The organism is Bradyrhizobium australafricanum (genome assembly GCF_020329495.1).
In the GTDB taxonomy this organism is placed as follows: domain Bacteria; phylum Pseudomonadota; class Alphaproteobacteria; order Rhizobiales; family Xanthobacteraceae; genus Bradyrhizobium; species Bradyrhizobium australafricanum.
Window position 1 is genome coordinate 1 of the sequence record NZ_JAGKJL010000212.1, and the last position, 651, is coordinate 651.

Below are 651 nucleotides of genomic sequence, written 5' to 3' on the forward strand. Positions count from 1 at the left end.
GTAATTCCGGGACAGGGATTCCGCTAAATCGCGGACAGTTGCGGGAGGTTGGTTTTCGGGAGCGCCGTTCAGGCAATGTTCTCTCTCAAGCTGAGTTTGAGAGGGGCAATGCCGAGACGGAAGCAAGCGAAACGAACCACTGTGAAGGACCTACGATCGATCCTGAGGCTGACGTACGAGCAGGACCTGTCGGTTCGGGAGATCTCGGAACGGCTGCAGATCAGCAAGAGCTCGGTTGCCACCTACCTGCTGCGAGCACGCGAGGCGGGCTTAAGCTGGCCGTTACCGCCGATTTACGGATTTACGCGAGCGAGGCGGCGTTGCAGCGGGCTCTGTTCCGGCGGGTCGGGCGGCCCCCGCAGGACTTGAGCGAGCCTGAGTGGCCACGGGTGGCGCAGGAGCTCAAGCGCAAGGGCGTGACGCTGACGCTGCTGTGGCAGGAATACCGGACGGCGCATCCCGACGGCTATGGTTACACGTGGTTCTGCGAGAAGTTTGACGCCTATCGGCGCCGGGCGAACCCGACCTTCCGTCATCGCCACGCGGCGGGTGCAGTGATGCAGACCGACTATGCCGGTCCGACGGTGGAGGTGATCGATCCGCAAACCGGCGAGATCCGTCAGGCGCAGATATTTGTCGCGGTGCTCGGGG

At 63.0% G+C, this 651-nt stretch carries 1 pseudogene; it reads left to right on the forward strand.

Annotated elements, in window-relative coordinates:
- Positions 1-108: 108 nt before the first annotated feature.
- Positions 109-651, forward strand: a pseudogene (locus J6525_RS46625) (sigma factor-like helix-turn-helix DNA-binding protein); the annotation flags it as partial.